This is a genomic window from Lentibacillus kapialis, assembly GCF_014646635.1.
GTDB lineage: Bacteria > Bacillota > Bacilli > Bacillales > Amphibacillaceae > Lentibacillus > Lentibacillus kapialis.
On the sequence record NZ_BMNQ01000001.1, the window covers coordinates 148,850 to 164,909 of the forward strand.

The 16,060-nt window shown below is 42.2% G+C and carries 14 protein-coding genes, 1 pseudogene and 1 riboswitch; of the genes and pseudogenes, 8 read left to right on the forward strand and 7 right to left on the reverse strand.

Translation table 11 applies throughout. The features are described from left to right. Positions 1 to 241: 241 nt before the first annotated feature. On the forward strand, positions 242 to 1,087 hold the full coding sequence (locus tag IEW67_RS00720; protein ID WP_188631129.1) for a LysM peptidoglycan-binding and 3D domain-containing protein: 846 nt from the start codon (positions 242 to 244) through the stop codon (positions 1,085 to 1,087). A gap of 62 nt (positions 1,088 to 1,149) precedes the next feature. On the opposite strand, the gene IEW67_RS00725 is transcribed toward IEW67_RS00720, so the two are convergent. Further along, a complete protein-coding gene (locus IEW67_RS00725) occupies positions 1,150 to 1,287 on the reverse strand; it encodes a hypothetical protein (RefSeq protein WP_188631130.1) in 138 nt (45 codons plus the stop codon). Between the two features lie 248 nt (positions 1,288 to 1,535). Between IEW67_RS00725 and IEW67_RS00730 the strand changes: the two genes are divergently transcribed. Continuing rightward, positions 1,536 to 2,726, forward strand: coding sequence for a glycine C-acetyltransferase (locus IEW67_RS00730; protein WP_188631131.1), 1,191 nt, complete (start codon positions 1,536 to 1,538; stop codon positions 2,724 to 2,726). Positions 2,727 to 2,791: 65 nt separating this feature from the next. Next, positions 2,792 to 3,730: an L-threonine 3-dehydrogenase gene (locus IEW67_RS00735; RefSeq protein ID WP_188631132.1), complete on the forward strand. Its 939-nt coding sequence runs from the start codon at positions 2,792 to 2,794 to the stop codon at positions 3,728 to 3,730. 93 nt (positions 3,731 to 3,823) lie between these two features. Here the strand turns inward: IEW67_RS00735 and IEW67_RS00740 are convergent, their stop codons facing one another. Then, the gene (locus IEW67_RS00740; RefSeq protein WP_188631133.1) at positions 3,824 to 5,446 is read right to left on the reverse strand and encodes an ABC-F family ATP-binding cassette domain-containing protein; all 1,623 of its coding nucleotides are present in this window, start codon (positions 5,444 to 5,446) and stop codon (positions 3,824 to 3,826) included. A 419-nt stretch (positions 5,447 to 5,865) separates the two neighbouring features. On the opposite strand from IEW67_RS00740, the gene IEW67_RS18305 reads away from it, so the two are divergent. Continuing rightward, positions 5,866 to 5,988 (forward strand): hypothetical protein, encoded by a 123-nt coding sequence (locus IEW67_RS18305; RefSeq protein ID WP_268238634.1) that lies wholly within the window; start codon positions 5,866 to 5,868, stop codon positions 5,986 to 5,988. A 274-nt stretch (positions 5,989 to 6,262) separates the two neighbouring features. Further along, positions 6,263 to 6,733 carry a GNAT family N-acetyltransferase gene (locus IEW67_RS00745; protein WP_188631134.1) on the forward strand — a complete coding sequence of 157 codons (471 nt, stop codon included), beginning with the start codon at positions 6,263 to 6,265 and terminating at the stop codon, positions 6,731 to 6,733. 83 nt (positions 6,734 to 6,816) lie between these two features. Here IEW67_RS00745 and IEW67_RS00750 read toward each other — a convergent pair. The 5 genes and pseudogenes from IEW67_RS00750 to rarD form a co-directional block, all read right to left on the reverse strand. Further along, positions 6,817 to 6,975: pseudogene (locus IEW67_RS00750) on the reverse strand (hypothetical protein); the annotation flags it as partial. A 186-nt stretch (positions 6,976 to 7,161) separates the two neighbouring features. Then, positions 7,162 to 7,788, reverse strand: a complete 627-nt coding sequence (locus tag IEW67_RS00755; protein WP_188631135.1) for a YpmS family protein — start codon at positions 7,786 to 7,788, stop codon at positions 7,162 to 7,164. A gap of 14 nt (positions 7,789 to 7,802) precedes the next feature. Beyond that, positions 7,803 to 8,717 carry a GDSL-type esterase/lipase family protein gene (locus IEW67_RS00760; protein ID WP_188631136.1) on the reverse strand — a complete coding sequence of 305 codons (915 nt, stop codon included), beginning with the start codon at positions 8,715 to 8,717 and terminating at the stop codon, positions 7,803 to 7,805. A gap of 264 nt (positions 8,718 to 8,981) precedes the next feature. Further along, positions 8,982 to 10,733 carry a PLP-dependent aspartate aminotransferase family protein gene (locus IEW67_RS00765; protein WP_188631137.1) on the reverse strand — a complete coding sequence of 584 codons (1,752 nt, stop codon included), beginning with the start codon at positions 10,731 to 10,733 and terminating at the stop codon, positions 8,982 to 8,984. 121 nt (positions 10,734 to 10,854) lie between these two features. Then, positions 10,855 to 10,972: riboswitch (SAM riboswitch) on the reverse strand. A 141-nt stretch (positions 10,973 to 11,113) separates the two neighbouring features. Beyond that, the gene (rarD, locus tag IEW67_RS00770) at positions 11,114 to 12,016 is read right to left on the reverse strand and encodes an EamA family transporter RarD (RefSeq protein ID WP_188631138.1); all 903 of its coding nucleotides are present in this window, start codon (positions 12,014 to 12,016) and stop codon (positions 11,114 to 11,116) included. 303 nt (positions 12,017 to 12,319) lie between these two features. Here rarD and megL point away from each other — a divergent pair, with 303 nt between their 5' ends. The 3 genes from megL (at position 12,320) to IEW67_RS00785 (ending at position 15,900) form a co-directional block, all read left to right on the forward strand. Continuing rightward, the gene (gene megL, locus IEW67_RS00775) at positions 12,320 to 13,504 is read left to right on the forward strand and encodes a methionine gamma-lyase (RefSeq protein ID WP_188631139.1); all 1,185 of its coding nucleotides are present in this window, start codon (positions 12,320 to 12,322) and stop codon (positions 13,502 to 13,504) included. 390 nt (positions 13,505 to 13,894) lie between these two features. Next, complete coding sequence (cls, locus tag IEW67_RS00780) at positions 13,895 to 15,337, forward strand: cardiolipin synthase (RefSeq protein WP_188631140.1); 1,443 nt, start codon at positions 13,895 to 13,897, stop codon at positions 15,335 to 15,337. Positions 15,338 to 15,378: 41 nt separating this feature from the next. Next, positions 15,379 to 15,900: an acyl-CoA thioesterase gene (locus IEW67_RS00785; protein ID WP_188631141.1), complete on the forward strand. Its 522-nt coding sequence runs from the start codon at positions 15,379 to 15,381 to the stop codon at positions 15,898 to 15,900. The last annotated feature ends 160 nt before the right edge of the window (positions 15,901 to 16,060 follow it).

Below are 16,060 nucleotides of genomic sequence, written 5' to 3' on the forward strand. Positions count from 1 at the left end.
AGGATTTTTTATGGTTAGAATCATGAGATTATATTGCCATTTCATGACTGGAGGCATCAGGAAGGCCATTCTGGACATAGAAATGTAATGTCCATCGCTTTTTGTCACAAATCTATTAAAATCGTAATATTGTTTCTGTAACTCAGTAATGTTTGTAACACACTCTTAACTCCCCTGTAACTGCATTACCTATGAACCTATGATAGTATTATCAATGCAGTAATTAAAGGAGGGACTACCTATGAAGAAATTGGTAGCTTCAATCGCTACAGGAGCCATTATTGCTGGTGCTACAGTAACCACTGTTTCAGCAGCTGAGTATGAAGTAGAAAAAGGAGATAATCTTTGGAGCATTGCACAAGAATATAATACAAGCGTGGATGAACTTGTTGACATAAATGAATTAAACACAACGACAATTTATCCTAAGCAGACACTTTCTATCGATGACACCAATAACAACAATGACAGCAATAATACCAATGGCACATATAAAGTACAGAAAGGTGATACATTATATGGCATCGGTAATGATTTCGGTGCGTCAGTAAATGAATTGAAAGCTTGGAATAATCTTCAGTCAGATCTCATTGTCGTTGGTCAACAACTAGCAACTGAAGGATCACATGTCGAACAAAATAAAACGCAGTCTGCTTCTGGAACCGAGGCAACTGAATCAAGTTCGTCAAATGAATCGACAGAACAGTCTAATAAATCAACACAAGCAACTGCTGTATCCAATGAAAACAATACGAGCGAACAACAATCACAAGATTCCTCACAGGATAACCCTGAGGGCAAAACCATGACAGTAACAGCAACTGCATATACTGCTGACTGTGAAGGATGCTCGGGTGTAACGTCTACTGGCGTTGACTTGAATGCCAATCCGAACAAAAAAGTGATCGCAGTTGACCCGAATGTTATCCCGTTAGGATCAAAAGTTCATGTCGAAGGTTATGGTTATGCCACTGCAGCTGATATTGGCGGTGCCATTAACGGCAATAAGATTGACGTCCATGTTCCATCAGAGGCAAAAGCTAACCAATGGGGCGTTCAAACAGTTGACGTAACCATTGTTGACTAACACCAAACTAATCAGCAACAATAGGGAGCATCGCATAGGTGCTCCCTATTGTTGTATGCAATTTAATTTAGAATAACCGTTTCACTATTATTGTTTTCTTCTTCAACAATATTATCTGTATCAACAGTTGTTTGAAAATAGCCGATGATACCAAAACAAACGATTAAGCCAATAAATAGTGATATTAAAATTTGCTTCATTATCGTTTTCCTCTCTTTTGTTAAGCATGTTTCATGCCTATTCTCACTATCTATTATAATAAAATAAAGAACGAAGCACCACTGTTTCAGTAAATTAATAATAGTAAATCCTGACATTGCAGAATTTGCGAAATTTTTTAGGTGAAAATATTAAATCATATGATCATGTGTTAAACTCAATAATGGAACCTATTTTTAATGATTGAGAATGATTAAATGGCTTACATCATAAAAGGGAGGATGTATAAATGACGAGCAGTGTACTGCAATCATTTTTGAACGAAAACATTTCGGCGTTGAAAGAACGCGGACTTTATAATGAAATCGACCCAGTGCAAGGAGCAAACGGCCCGGTAATCACCATTGACGGACAAAAGCTCATTAACTTGTCGTCTAACAATTACTTAGGTCTTGCTACCGATGAACGGCTCAGGGAAGCAGCCAAAGAAGCGGTTGATTCACACGGGGCAGGTGCCGGAGCTGTCCGCACGATTAACGGAACGCTGGATTTGCATCTTACACTTGAGGAGAAACTGGCGGAATTCAAAGATACTGAAGCAGTTATTTCCTATCAGTCGGGATTTAATTGTAACATGGCGGCGATTTCTGCGGTTATGGATAAGCATGATGCGATTCTTTCCGACGAATTGAATCATGCGTCGATTATTGATGGCTGTCGTTTATCAAAAGCAAAAATCATCCGCTTTGACCATTCGGATATGGAAGACTTGCGTACGAAAGCAAAAGAAGCAGTTGAATCAGGTCAATATAACAAGGTCATGGTGATCACAGATGGTGTCTTCTCTATGGACGGGGACATTGCTAAATTGCCGGAAATGGTTGATATTGCAGAAGCGTTTGACTTGATCACCTATGTCGATGATGCCCACGGATCGGGTGTGCTCGGAAAAGGTGCCGGAACAGTAAAGCATTTCGGGCTGCAGGACAAAGTCGATTTTCAGATGGGAACACTGTCCAAAGCAATGGGTGTTATCGGCGGCTATGTTGCCGGTAAAACAGAATTGATTGACTGGCTGAAAGTCCGCTCCCGCCCGTTTTTATTCTCGACAGCTGTTTCACCGGCAGACGCGGCAGCAAGTACAAAAGCGATTGAATTGTTGATACAATCAACGGACTTAAATGAAAAACTGTGGAAAAACAGCCATTATCTGAAAGATGGCTTGAAGAAACTCGGGTTTGACATCGGTGTCAGTGAAACGCCCATTACGCCCTGTATCATTGGTGATGAGAAAGATACCCAGAAATTCAGCAAGCGGTTGTATGAAGAAGGAGTATATGCGAAAGCAATCGTATTCCCGACAGTGCCAAGGGGCAAAGGCCGTGTCCGCAATATGCCGACAGCAGCACATACAAAAGAGATGCTGGATGATGCACTCAAAGCCTATGAAAAAATCGGCAAGGAACTGGGTCTGATTTAAACTGACTGTTATATCAACTTCTTAGCCAACATATCTATGGGAAGGAATAGCTGGGGGAAATAACGATGAAAAAAATCCTTGTTACCGGGGCGATGGGTCAAATCGGCTCAGAGCTTGTCAGGAAACTGCGGGAGCATTATGGTTCATCTAATGTTATTGGATCGGATATCTGGAAGAAGCAGGAGACAGAAGAACCGTTCGAAATGGTTGATGTAACCGACGCAAAGGCAATATATGATGCAGCCGAAAGACATAATGTGGATACCATCATGCATTTAGCCGCACTGTTGTCAGCTAAGGCGGAATCTAATCCGCAGCTGGCATGGGACTTGAATGTAGGTGGGCTGATGAATGCTTTGGAAGTAGCCAGGGAGCTCGATTTGCAATTTTTTACGCCAAGTTCGATTGGAGCGTTCGGTCCAACAACGCCGAAACAAAACACACCTCAGGAAACCATTATGCGTCCAACAACGATGTATGGTGTTAATAAAGTGACCGGAGAACTTTTATGTGATTATTACTATTATCGTTATGGGTTAGATACGCGTGGTGTTCGTTATCCCGGCCTAGTTTCCTATATGACGCCGCCGGGTGGAGGAACGACTGACTATGCAGTGGAAATTTATCATGAGGCGATGAAACATAAAAGGTATACCTCCTTTATCGCACAAAACACGTACATGGATATGATGTACATGCCGGATGCTCTGGATGCTATTATTAAGCTGATGGAAGCTAATCCCGAAAAGCTTGTCCATCGCAATGCTTATAATATTTCAGCGATATCCGCAGCACCGGATGACTTTGCCGTTGCTATCCGAAAGCACATTCCGGATTTTGAGCTGAATTATGACGTAGACCCTGTCCGGCAACAAATTGCTGAAAGCTGGCCTAATAGTATTGATTCGTCTGCAGCAGCAGAGGAGTGGGGCTTTAAAGCTGAATATGATATGGATAAGATGACGACGGATATGCTTGCAAAAGTCCGGAAGATCGGAGTATAAAAAACGTTCCCTTATGCACATAAGGGAACGTTTTTTATACGAAGGGTGAGTTGGCTTTTGACCTGTGCGGCAATGGTCATACCCGCACAGGGTTCAGCTTGCATACATCGCTTCAACTTTTTCCTGCAATTCTTTGTCCGCAATATAGTCGTCATAGTCCATCTCTTTATCAACGATGCCCTGGGGTGTGATTTCAATTAGCCGATTGGCAATCGTTTGAATAAATTCATGGTCATGGGATGTGAATAAAACCGATCCTTTAAACCGTTTCAGTCCATTGTTCAGCGACGTAATGGATTCCAAATCCAGATGGTTGGTTGGTTCATCCATTACCAGTACGTTAGCGCCGGAGAGCATCATTTTTGACAGCATGCAGCGGACGCGTTCGCCACCTGACAGGACGCTTGCCTTTTTTAATGCCTGGTCGCCGGAGAATAGCATCCTTCCCAAGAATCCGCGCAGGAATGTTTCTGTTTCATCTTCCGGTGAATACTGCCGTAGCCAGTCGACCAGCGTTAAGTCGCTGTTGTCAAAGTAGGCAGCGTTATCTCGTGGAAAGTAGGATTGTGATGTGGTTACACCCCACTTGTATGTGCCGGCATCCGGTTCCATATTGCCCATAATGATCTCAAATAACGTTGTTTTGGCAATATCGCTTTTTCCGACTAACGCTATTTTATCATCTTTTTTCATAGTGAAGCTGACATTGTCGAGCACTTTTTGGCCATTGATGGTTTTGGTTAAGCCGTCAACGAACAGCAAGTCATTACCAATTTCACGATCCGGTGTGAAGTTGATATACGGATACTTTCGCGATGATGGCTTGATGTCATCCAGTGTGATGCTGTCGAGTAATTTTTTCCGTGAGGTTGCCTGCCGTGATTTCGATGCGTTCGCACTGAATCGCTCGATAAATGCCTTCAGGTCTTTGATTTTTTCTTCTTTCTTTTTATTTTCTTCCTGAGCCATTTTTTTTGCGAGCTGGCTGGATTCATACCAGAAGTCATAGTTCCCGACGTAAATTTCAATTTTTCCATAATCAACATCAGCAATGTGTGTGCATACTTTATTTAGAAAGTGGCGGTCATGTGAAACAACGATCACTGTGTTTTCAAAGTTGATCAAAAACTCTTCCAGCCACTGAATGGCGTGAATGTCTAAACCGTTTGTCGGTTCGTCCAGAAGTAAAATATCAGGATTTCCAAAGAGTGCTTGTGCAAGCAATACTTTTACTTTCTGATCCTCAGACAGTTCACCCATCTTTGCTGAGTGAAGGGGTTCATCAATACCGAGTCCTTTCAATAGAACGGCTGCATCGGACTCTGCCTCCCAGCCGTTCATTTCAGCAAATTCACCCTCGAGTTCAGCAGCCCGCATGCCGTCTTCCTCAGAAAAATCAGGCTTCATATAAATGGCGTCTTTTTCCTGCTTGACCTCATATAAGCGTTCATGACCCATCAGGACAGTTTCCAGAACATTGTACTCCTCAAAAGCAAAGTGGTCCTGTTGCAGCACAGCGATCCGTTCGTCCGGGGATGTGGAAACACTGCCTGACTGCGGTTCAACGTCGCCGGAAAGAACTTTCAGAAAAGTGGATTTGCCGGCACCATTCGCACCAATGACACCATAACAGTTACCAGGGGTGAATTTAAGATTCACATCCTCAAACAACTTCTTATCAGCATATCGTAAGCTTACATTATTAACTGTTATCATCCGTTAACGTCCTCCAATACATATCATCAACGTTAGCTTAAGGGATTTTAGCCGTTTCGTCAACGTAAATGGTTGCTAATGCGGGTTTCTATATTCGAGTAAACAACATGTGAAAAGGCTTGTCATCCAACGGTTGGACTGCTGTATCCTTTTGTACTGAGGATTTAGAAACAGATATCGTCTCAGAAGATATAATGGAAACAGATGAAGTCAATGAGGGCATTGTTAGGAAGAAGATGCTATCCTAAAAAACAATTTATTGGAGGATTATAAAAATCGACTTCAATAATATGACCTTATAATACAAGCGGGCGCTAATCTTTAATGAGCATTGGTGCCGAATTGCATCATTGGGCGACACTGTGGTATAAACTGGGTATGATGTCATGAGGATAAAATATAGCGAGGGAGGGAGTAACATGAGTGCTAAAGGTGCTTCAAATTCATTAATAATAGAGCCATTAAAAAAAGATCATGCTCCAAAATTATTTGAAGTATTACTGGATTCGACAAACCAGGGAAAAATTGTTTCAATATTTTGAATCAGTAACTAAAGAAGACTACACTCACGAATTTCAAAATTTTGGTTGAGGTTCGATGCGAAACCTACATGTACACGTTGCGGAATGTTATCAATCATGGCTGGGGAATTTTGGTCTTAAAAAAGGGCTTCCTCTAGTAACATCTGATTAAGTAAAAAATGTGAAAGACTACCGCCATCCGCAATGCTGGATCCAGCATTGCCAGTGCTTATAAAAACGCCACTCTATTTTTTGGTGTCTTTAATCCGTTATAGGATCAAGATTCTGCAATAAAATGAAAACTGAGGTGTTCAAATTGATAAGAGAATTAAATAAGGATGAGGAATTGCCATTGGACCTATTATTGTTGGCAGATCCTTCAGAAAAGCTTGTCAGAAAATACATTTCAAGAGGTAAGTGTTTTATTATGTACCTTCATGGAACAATTATAGGTACGTATGTCCTCATACCAACTCGGCCAGAAACAGTAGAAATTGTAAATATAGCGGTGAATGAAGAATATCATGATCGGGGATACGGAAAGCAACTTGTCCTTCATGCAATTGAAACGGCAAAATATGAAGGTTATAAAACCATTGAAATAGGAACTGGGAATTCAGGAATCGTTCAATTGGCATTATATCAAAAATGCGGTTTTAGAATGACTTCTATTGATCGTGACTTTTTTGTTAGGCATTATGATGAACCAATTTTTGAAAATGGTATCAAAGTCATCGATATGGTTCGACTATCACAGGATTTATAAACGTTGTCTTCTTAAAATAATCCTTAATCATCGGCTCAATAACAGGGAAATAACAAACGTTAGTTCCCTGTTATTGATAAAAGCTATGTTCTATCCCAAAAGCGTTGTTGAGTGATTGCGGAGACAAATTCCTGTCCGAAATTTGGATTGTTTGCGGCTGAAACGATGCCAAGTAACTTATTTTCTTCTGATGCCTGGATAAAAGACTGTCCAGTAGAAGCAATCCCAATTGGCTTATAATGTCAACAAAAACCCCATTTTGACTTAATGTGTTAAGTACATTTGTTAAGAGTACTCGTCAAACCAGCAGCGCCCTGTTATTATTGTCGGAGATGAATTGGCATTGGATGTGGATGTCAATATTGCCCCGGTTGAAATCTAAGTTTTCCCGCGTTAAGTGAACGACTTGGCATATGCTTCAGTTCATTTTAATAATATCTTTTTTCAATTCCCAATGTTTCGTAAGGAATTTCAATATTAAAGGCGAGATTGTTAGATTTTAGGTCAAAGCTTTCGACGCTGACGTTCAAGTTACTTCTGATTTGCATATCAGTGACGGCGACGTAGATTTCCTCATTTTTCGGATCGACGGTTACCCATTCAGGCATTGGCAGATATTTTTTCAAGTACTCCATGATTTTTTTGTTAGGCAATGCCAGCTGTCCAATGGAGATTGACTCCTGTTTCAATATGACATCGCCGTTTTTCTGGACAGCCGGTTCCAGATGCACGGTTACCGGTACAGTTGATGAAAAAACAGGCAGCTCGCCAACCAGTTCCACATCCTCTTCCAGTGAAACACTGTATTGATGGTCGCTGTCGTCCAGCAATTTTTCAATATAGGCATTGACTAGTTCATTGACGTTCTGTTTCGTAGTTCGAACTGTGAATTCCGAGCTGGGCTGTGTAGTGTGGTCTGACGGTGTCGGTGTCTCTGTTTCTGATACAGGCCAGAAAATCAGTGTCAGGATACCGAGCAGTATCAGTACATTAATACCAACAAGCCAGAAGAAAAATTGCTTCCATTTATTGTGTTTCCTTTGATGTTTCGGCACGGTTCCCGCACCCCCTATTGATCTGTTAAATATTTCAATACACGCCTGGCAAAAAGCTGGTATCCCTGGTGGCTAGGATGGAAATTATCTTCGGCGAATAATTTCTTATCCCCGCTCTTGAATATATCCGCAATTGGAATAAATCTCGCGTTATCATATTGTTCCGTGAGACTTCGGCTGGTTTTATTCCAGTCCTCAACAATCATACTCAGTTCTTTTATATCCGGAAAGTAATGCATGAAGGGGTTATATATTCCAATCAGATAAATCTCAGCATGATCATTTAAAGCATTTATTTTATCGAAAATTTGCTGCAGAGTACCTTTGTATGTTTCTTTTGCCGGTGAAAAATCGTTTATCTTCAAATCAGTGAAATTCTCTTTAACGACCTGCATGATATCATTGGCGCCAATCGTAATCAGAACAATATCTGCATTCTTAACAGACTGAGCGACCTTTGGCTTCTCGAGTCTTTTTAGAAGCTGATCCGACCGGTTGCCACGTTTGCCGTAATTATCAAATGTCACCAGTTGGTTGTTTCGATTAATCGTATTATCTAAAATACCGACATAGCCGCCATCCACAACATCATCGCCGACACCTTGTGTCAATGAATCACCAATTGCTGTAATGTTTGTTTCCCTGTTATCAAAAAAATTAATCGTACGTTTGACTGCTTCGCTGAAAATGTCTTGAAGACTGGCAACCGGCTCATCAGCTGTCTCCGACGATAGCTGTTCGTCATTTGGGGATGTTTTTCCTTTTTCATTGCCGGTGTCTCCAGTATTATTATCCTGCGCTTGTTTCTGTTGTTTAGTATTATGAGCGATTTCATTTATAGATTCTTTCGGCGTATCCACGACGAGAAAGAGGGTGATACCTATAAATAGTATGCCCAAAATAATGAGTGTGTATCGTTTTTTGTTCATGATTTTCACACCTATTGAAAGTTATTCTTATGATGCTGGGTTCATCTTATATATGCAGCATCTTATTTTGCAAGTGTCAGGTTTCCTGCTGTTTTGTGCCACAAATAGCGATCAGCTGACCGCTGAATATCAGCTTTATTTTATTATACCATGATTATGCTTGGCTAATCCCCATTATAAATCATATTTAAACTAAAAAAATTCGCCTTATGTTGAAGGCGAATTTTTAAGATGGAAAGTACAGAGGGGTACCCCAGTCAATTTTTACTTATGATATCTATGAACACCGTTTTTCCGGATGCGCACTGCTTCCTCGTAAGCATTTTTGTTTGTGATGACGGCTAATCCGGTGTTCTGTGTGTTTCCAAGCGTTTGAATCGCAGCAGAATTTTCCGCCCAGACGATGCTGGTATTTTTCTCGTTCAGCTGTTTAGTGATGTCTGCCGGCAATGTCCGTTCATGTGTTAAAATTGCATCGACTGTTAACGGAACGCTGTTTAACTCATGATAGATTTGCTCGGTTACAATAGTCTCGTTTGATTGATTGATTGACACAATTTGAAATCCGATCTGCTGCAGCTGTTTTGCACTTTGATAAACTGCACTGTCCGGCGAATCCAGTCCGTATACAGCAATCGCCTTTTGCCGTATACCGCCATCTGCTCGGTCAAATGGGGAAGCGAGGAGCCAATTTATGACATCTTCCTCAGTTGGCTCGATAGTTGGTGCTTCACCGGTTGCTTTTGCAATTGCCTGGTCCAGATCAGCTAACGTGTCCTTTGTCGACTCAAGACCGATTGACAGTCGGACTAACTCCTCTGTTACACCGCTCTTTTTCAGGTCTTCGGTGCTAAGCTGCTGATGAGTGGTGGATGCAGGGTGGATAATCAGTGATTTCGCATCCCCAACGTTGGCAACGTGTGACCAAAGGGTAATGTTATTGATTAGCTTTCTGCCAGCCTCGCGTCCGCCCTTAATGCCGAATGTGATGATGGATCCGTAACCGTTTTGCAAATATTTATTTGCTAAGTTGTGAGAAGGATGGTTTTCCAATCCCGGATAGTTGACCCATTCGACGGCTGGGTGATTTTTTAGGTAGTTTGCGACCGCTTCAGCATTTTGATTGTGACGTTTAACACGCAAATGCAGCGTTTCCAGCCCTTGCAGCAGCAGGAATGCATTCTGAGGGCTCAGACTTGCTCCGATATCCCGCAATAGCTGAACGCGTAACTTCGTAGCAAATGCAGCCGGACCAACATCAATATAGCGCAATCCGTTATAGCTTTCATCCGGTTCGGTAAAGCCAGGGAAATTCCCATTGTCCCAGTTGAAACGCCCGCCATCAACAACGACACCGCCAATAGTGGTGCCATGGCCGCCGATCCACTTTGTAGCGGAATGGACGACAATGTCAGCACCCCATGAAAGTGGCTTCGTGACATATGGTGTTGCAAAGGTATTATCAATAATAAGCGGAATATCGTGATCGTGTGCGATCCCGGCAATTGCTTCCAAGTCCAATACATTCAAGCTTGGATTCGTAATGATTTCGCCAAATATGGCTTTTGTTTTATCGGTAATCGCATTTTTGATGCTTTCAGGATTGGTTCCATCAACGAGCTTCACATTAATCCCGTATTTTGGCAATGTGTTGACAAATAAATTGTATGTGCCGCCATATAGGTTACTGTCAGCTACTATGTCATCACCGCTTCCGGCAAGATTTAAAATGGATAACGTAATGGCGGCCATGCCGGACGAGGTGGCAACGGCTGCAACGCCATCTTCGAGCAGGGCGATTCGTTGTTCAAACGCATCATTGGTCGGGTTCATAATACGGGTATAGATGTTGCCCGGCTCTGTAAGCGCGAAGAGATTCTGGGCATGTTCAGTATCCCGGAATACATAGGAAGTTGTCTGATAGATTGGAACGGCACGGGAGCCGGTTGTCGGATCAGGCTCCTGGCCACCGTGAAGCAGTTGGGTTTCTTGGCTGGGTAGATGAAAATTGGTCATGAGAAATTCCTCCTTAAGAAATGGTGTATAGCTGTAAAAAGCTGAATTTAGGCTGGAAGAGGGGAAAAAACAAAAACCCCCTTCATAAGAGAAGAGGGTTTGTTTTATGTAACCGTTCCTCCTCTTATCTTCCAGATCGCATCTGATCTGTAGGATTTAGCACCTTTCAAGGTAAAATCACCTGCCTTGATGGTTGCCGGGCTTCTCAGGGCCTGTCCCTCCGCCACTCTTGATAAGAGATGCAAATGTTATTAATTTAATGAACATTATATACACTGCCCGGGTTATAAGTCAAGCTTTTTTTTACTTTTTAACGTGTAGTTGATAAAAAAATGCGACACAGTATAAGGCTTCTTCTATTTGTGAATACGAGATGTGTTTTAATTTTGTTCCTGCCGACGGATCAGTTTTGGATGGGCTGAAGCCATGTAAATAATAAGAGCTACCCAGATCAAACCAAACGAAAGGAAATGTGCAGTGGAGAAGTTTTCCTTATAAACAAACACACCGAGAATCAGCATGATAGTCGGTGCAATATACTGCAAAAAACCTACCATTGATAATGGAATTTTTCTGGCGCCGGTTGCGAACATAAGAAGCGGAACAGCAGTTGCCACGCCGGCACCAATCAATAATGGCCCCGTAGCGGAAAACATCATTGCCGGCTTTAAGGAACTGTCCGGTGTGACAAGCAGATAAATGAGGGCAATGGGTGACACGATCATCGTTTCCACTGTTAATCCGAACATGGCACTGATATTAACCGTTTTTTTCAAAAGACCATAAATGGCGAAACTGAACGCCAGGACCAGTGAGACCCAGGGAAATACACCATAACTGACGGTGAGATTGACAACGCCGACTGCGGCCAGGGCAAATGCAAACAGCTGTCGCCTTGTCAGTGATTCTTTTAATACAATCATTCCCAATAAAATGCTGACAAGCGGATTGATGTAATAGCCCAGACTTGTTTGGATGACATGATCATGATTAACGGCCCAAATAAAGGTGAGCCAGTTTAAGCTGATAACAAACGAGGCGACGGTGATGCCAATGAATTGTTTTTTGTTTTTAAGAATGGCCTTAAACGCCTGCATGAACGGTTTCCATTTCCGAACAGCGAAGACAATAATAAGCATAAAAATGAATGACCATAAAATGCGGTGGGCCAATATTTCCCCAGGGGGTGTTTCATATAGAAGTTTCCAGTAAATTGGCAAGAATCCCCATAAAATATAAGCAACAGCAGCATATAGAATACCTGCTTTGTGTTCCTGATCCATGGTTCTCCTCCTTTATGTAAATAATCCAAGTTTAGAATTTATTTTTGAAAAAAGCAATTTGAGAGCACCGTTTCTTTATGGCAAACGCTTTCAAAATGATTTCAAATGCAATAGAATAATAGTATAGGTGTATGTTCTGCTTTTACGGACAGAAATCTCTTCTTCAAGGTTTCGAGGAATCCGGGAAAGGCAAGCGATGATCAGCAGTCAGTAAAGCTCCGATTCTGCTGAACTGACATTCAGCGGGATAAACGCACCACCTAATGACGTGTTATTTTATAGAGGGAGAGGGAGGAATTATGTATGACGGAAAATCATAAACAATTCGAAACATCAGCCATTCATGACGGTTATGATCCGTCTGACTTGTTGGGGAGTCTTGCCACGCCATTATTCCAGACATCCACATTTACATTCGAAACCGCAGAGCAGGGGGAACGTCGTTTTGCCGGTGAGGAAGCGGGTTATATATATTCGAGACTTGGCAACCCGACTGTCAGTGTGCTTGAGGAAAAAATGGCTGCCCTGGAAAAAGGCGAACGCGCACTTGGCTTTGCTTCAGGTATGGCTGCAGTTTCCGCAATTTTGGTTGCATTGACAAAAGCAAATGATCATATCATATGTTCGGCTGGGCTATATGGCTGCACATTCGGTTTGGTAAGCATGATGAAAGAAAAATATAATATTGAACACGACTTTTCAATGATGGAGACAAAAGATGAACTGCGGCAATTGATCCGGCCGCAAACGACATGTATTTATGTTGAGACTCCGATTAACCCAACGATGAAGCTGATCGATCTGGAAATGGTTTCCGAAGTGGCTCGCGAGCATAATATTCCGGTAGTGGTGGATAACACGTTCGCCTCACCGTATTTGCAGCGGCCGCTCGAACTTGGTTGTGATGTCGTGATTCACAGTGCGACCAAATACATTGGCGGGCACGGCGATGTCATAGCCGGGGTAGCTGTCGGGACGAGGGAATTCCTTGATAACGTGCAGATGACTACACAAAAAGATATCGGTGGAATCATGTCGCCGCTTGATGCATGGCTTTTGATCAGGGGGCTGAAAACCCTGCCAATAAGGGTTGATCGTCATTGTGACAATGCCGAAAAAATTTACGCTGAATTAAGCAGCCATCCAAACGTAAGCCGTGTTCTTTATCCGGACGACCACGATCATCCGGATTACCATATCCGACAAAACCAAATGAAACGCGGCGGCGGTCTTATTTCATTTGAGATAAAGGGCACAAAGAAGGATGCTCAGCAAATGTTGAACAATCTTGAATTTGTCAAAATCGCCGTCAGCCTGGGTGATGCTGAAACCCTGATTCAGCATCCGGCAACAATGACACATGCGGTTGTGCCGGAAGCATCCCGACAAAAAATGGGTATAACGGATCAGCTCATTCGATTATCGGTTGGACTTGAAGAATGGAAAGACATCTGGAAAGACCTTGAACAAGCGTTGGATCGGCTGTAACCATAGCGGTTACCCAATGCTATTATCTTAAATGCATATATCCTGAATGTTTCGTTTCCGCATTTATTTTTGGGAGGATGCGCCTGTGCCCATTTTGGTACAGGTTTTTTCTTTTCCCATAAGTTTGGTCTGTTCTTTACGTCGAACAGACTAAACGCCATCATTCGTTTGCATGATAAAGCTGTATGAAGTTCAAAATATGGGCAGCGTGTATAGGGCAGAAAGAACCCGGTTGGTCATGATTATGTCAAGCCGGCGGGAAACTTCTTTTAAAAAAGCGTTCCTGACACGATAATATTCAAAGCGATTAAACAATCGATTAACGAACTAAGGAAAATTGTGCTATGATGAGTTGAAATGACTCGTTTTCTAAAAAGAGAGGTTTTAATCGTGGGATTTTGGTCAATCGTGTTGGAAATTCTCCTTGTTTTAAACATAACACTGGCCTTAACCATCATTTTTTTGGAACGAAAAGATGCTTCGGCAACGTGGGCGTGGCTGATGGTATTGCTTTTCCTTCCTGTAGTTGGTTTCATATTGTATTTGATTTTTGGAAGACGGATTAGCAGTCAGCGCATTTTTACCTGGGATACAAAAGTGAGGTTAGGCGTTAAACGGGCTGTACAGGAACAATTGCGTGCGCTGGAAGAGGATCAATTCCAATATAAAAATCCGGATTTGGCTGCATACAAAGATCTTTATTATATGCACCTCCACAATGATGATGCGATTTTAACGCAGGATAACAGTGTAAATATCTTTACAGATGGCAAAGAAAAGTTTGATGAACTCCTTAAAGATATGGAACAGGCGACAGATCATATTCATCTGTTATACTATATATTGCGCCACGATCGACTCGGCAAACGGACGGCTGATGTTCTTATCCGAAAAGTTAAACAGGGTGTAGAGGTGCGTGTGCTCTATGACGATATGGGATCACGAAAAATAAGCAAAAAGTTTATTCGTCGCATGCGGAAGGCGGGTATTGAAATTGAATCTTTTTTTCCTCCCAAAATCCCAAAAGTGAACTTTAAAATCAATTATCGTAACCACCGGAAATTAGCTATCATTGATGGGAAAGTTGGTTATATCGGCGGTTTTAATATCGGTGATGAATATTTGGGACACAGTAAAAAGTTCGGTTACTGGCGCGATACTCATTTGCGTATTTGCGGGGATGCAGTCGCCAATATGCAAACGCGGTTTTTTTTGGACTGGAACCAGGCATCACGGCACAATATCGCGTATGATGAACGGTATTATGCTTATGACACATGTGGGGATGTCGGGGTACAAATCGTATCAAGCGGGCCGGACTCCGATTGGGAGCAGATTAAGAATGGTTATATTAAGATGATTATGTCGGCAAAAGAATATGTTTACATTCAAACACCTTACTATATCCCGGATGACAGCCTGCAGGATGCATTGCGGATTGCCTCGCTGTCAGGTGTTGATGTGAAAGTCATGATCCCGAATAAGCCGGATCATCCATTTGTCTATTGGGCAACATTATCCTATATCGGTGATTTACTGGATGCTGGGGGAAATGTATACATTTATCAAAAAGGCTTTTTGCATGCTAAAACAATTATCGTGGATGGTAAGATTGCCTCGGTTGGTACCGCAAACATCGATGTACGCAGTTTCCGCCTTAATTTTGAAGTGAATGCATTCCTGTATGACCAGGGATTATCGGAAAGATTGCTCAAGGCATTTAATGATGATATTTCATATTCAACTCAAATGACTTGGAACCTGTATAAAAAGCGGTCGTTTGGAGTGCGTTTTAAGGAGTCTATTTCACGATTGATTTCCCCGATACTATAATGGGACTAATACACGTAAATTGATGAAACGGAGGAGAAGATATGGACAAGAAACCTTGCAGGGATTCGCTTGCCGTTAAGACAGCACATGTACTCCCGCCGGATACTAATAATCACGGCACATTGTTCGGAGGCAGGCTGATGGCTTATATCGATGATGTTGCAGCGATTGCGGCTGTGCGGCACGCGCGAAAACCGGTCGTAACGGCATCAACAGATTCGGTTGACTTTCTTTCGCCGGTTAAAGAAGGGGATTCCATCTGCGTTGAAGCTTACGTAACATGGACACACCATACATCTATGGAAGTATTTATAAAAGCGGTGACGGAAAATCTGCTAACGGGTGATCGGAAAGTATGCACGACAGCTTTTTCCACCTTTGTAGCGATAGATGAGAATGGAAAACCGGATTCTGTTCCACAGGTTTATCCGGTATCGGATCAGGAAAAAGAATTGCATGCATCAGCACCAGAACGTGCAGATCAACGGAAAAAGCGGCGTGGTCATTCCAAGGAAATGGCTGCAACGTATGGCACACGTTATCCGTGGAATAAAGCGGATTAATATGAAACTGTTTGATAGATGGCTTGCTCAACTCAGTGGATAATAGCAGCTGCTGTGTGCGAAGAACAGGCTGTCGTCTTGCATTTTCCTTTCAAAACACTTACCATAAAGATATAGATTCATTCACACCATTTGAGGTGATGGCTTAATGGTTGGTTTA

Excerpts from the sequence above, each read along its gene's own strand:
- IEW67_RS00730 (WP_188631131.1), top strand. The coding sequence starts at position 1,536 with ATGACGAGCAGTGTACTGCAATCATTTTTGAACGAAAACATTTCGGCG.
- IEW67_RS00720 (WP_188631129.1), top strand. The coding sequence starts at position 242 with ATGAAGAAATTGGTAGCTTCAATCGCTACAGGAGCCATTATTGCTGGT.
- IEW67_RS00760 (WP_188631136.1), bottom strand. The coding sequence starts at position 8,717 with ATGAACAAAAAACGATACACACTCATTATTTTGGGCATACTATTTATA.
- megL (WP_188631139.1), top strand. The coding sequence starts at position 12,320 with ATGACGGAAAATCATAAACAATTCGAAACATCAGCCATTCATGACGGT.
- IEW67_RS00740 (WP_188631133.1), bottom strand. The coding sequence starts at position 5,446 with ATGATAACAGTTAATAATGTAAGCTTACGATATGCTGATAAGAAGTTG.
- IEW67_RS00765 (WP_188631137.1), bottom strand. The coding sequence starts at position 10,733 with ATGACCAATTTTCATCTACCCAGCCAAGAAACCCAACTGCTTCACGGT.
- IEW67_RS18305 (WP_268238634.1), top strand. The coding sequence starts at position 5,866 with ATGAGTGCTAAAGGTGCTTCAAATTCATTAATAATAGAGCCATTAAAA.
- IEW67_RS00735 (WP_188631132.1), top strand. The coding sequence starts at position 2,792 with ATGAAAAAAATCCTTGTTACCGGGGCGATGGGTCAAATCGGCTCAGAG.
- IEW67_RS00725 (WP_188631130.1), bottom strand. The coding sequence starts at position 1,287 with ATGAAGCAAATTTTAATATCACTATTTATTGGCTTAATCGTTTGTTTT.
- IEW67_RS00785 (WP_188631141.1), top strand. The coding sequence starts at position 15,379 with ATGGACAAGAAACCTTGCAGGGATTCGCTTGCCGTTAAGACAGCACAT.
- rarD (WP_188631138.1), bottom strand. The coding sequence starts at position 12,016 with ATGGATCAGGAACACAAAGCAGGTATTCTATATGCTGCTGTTGCTTAT.
- IEW67_RS00745 (WP_188631134.1), top strand. The coding sequence starts at position 6,263 with ATGAAAACTGAGGTGTTCAAATTGATAAGAGAATTAAATAAGGATGAG.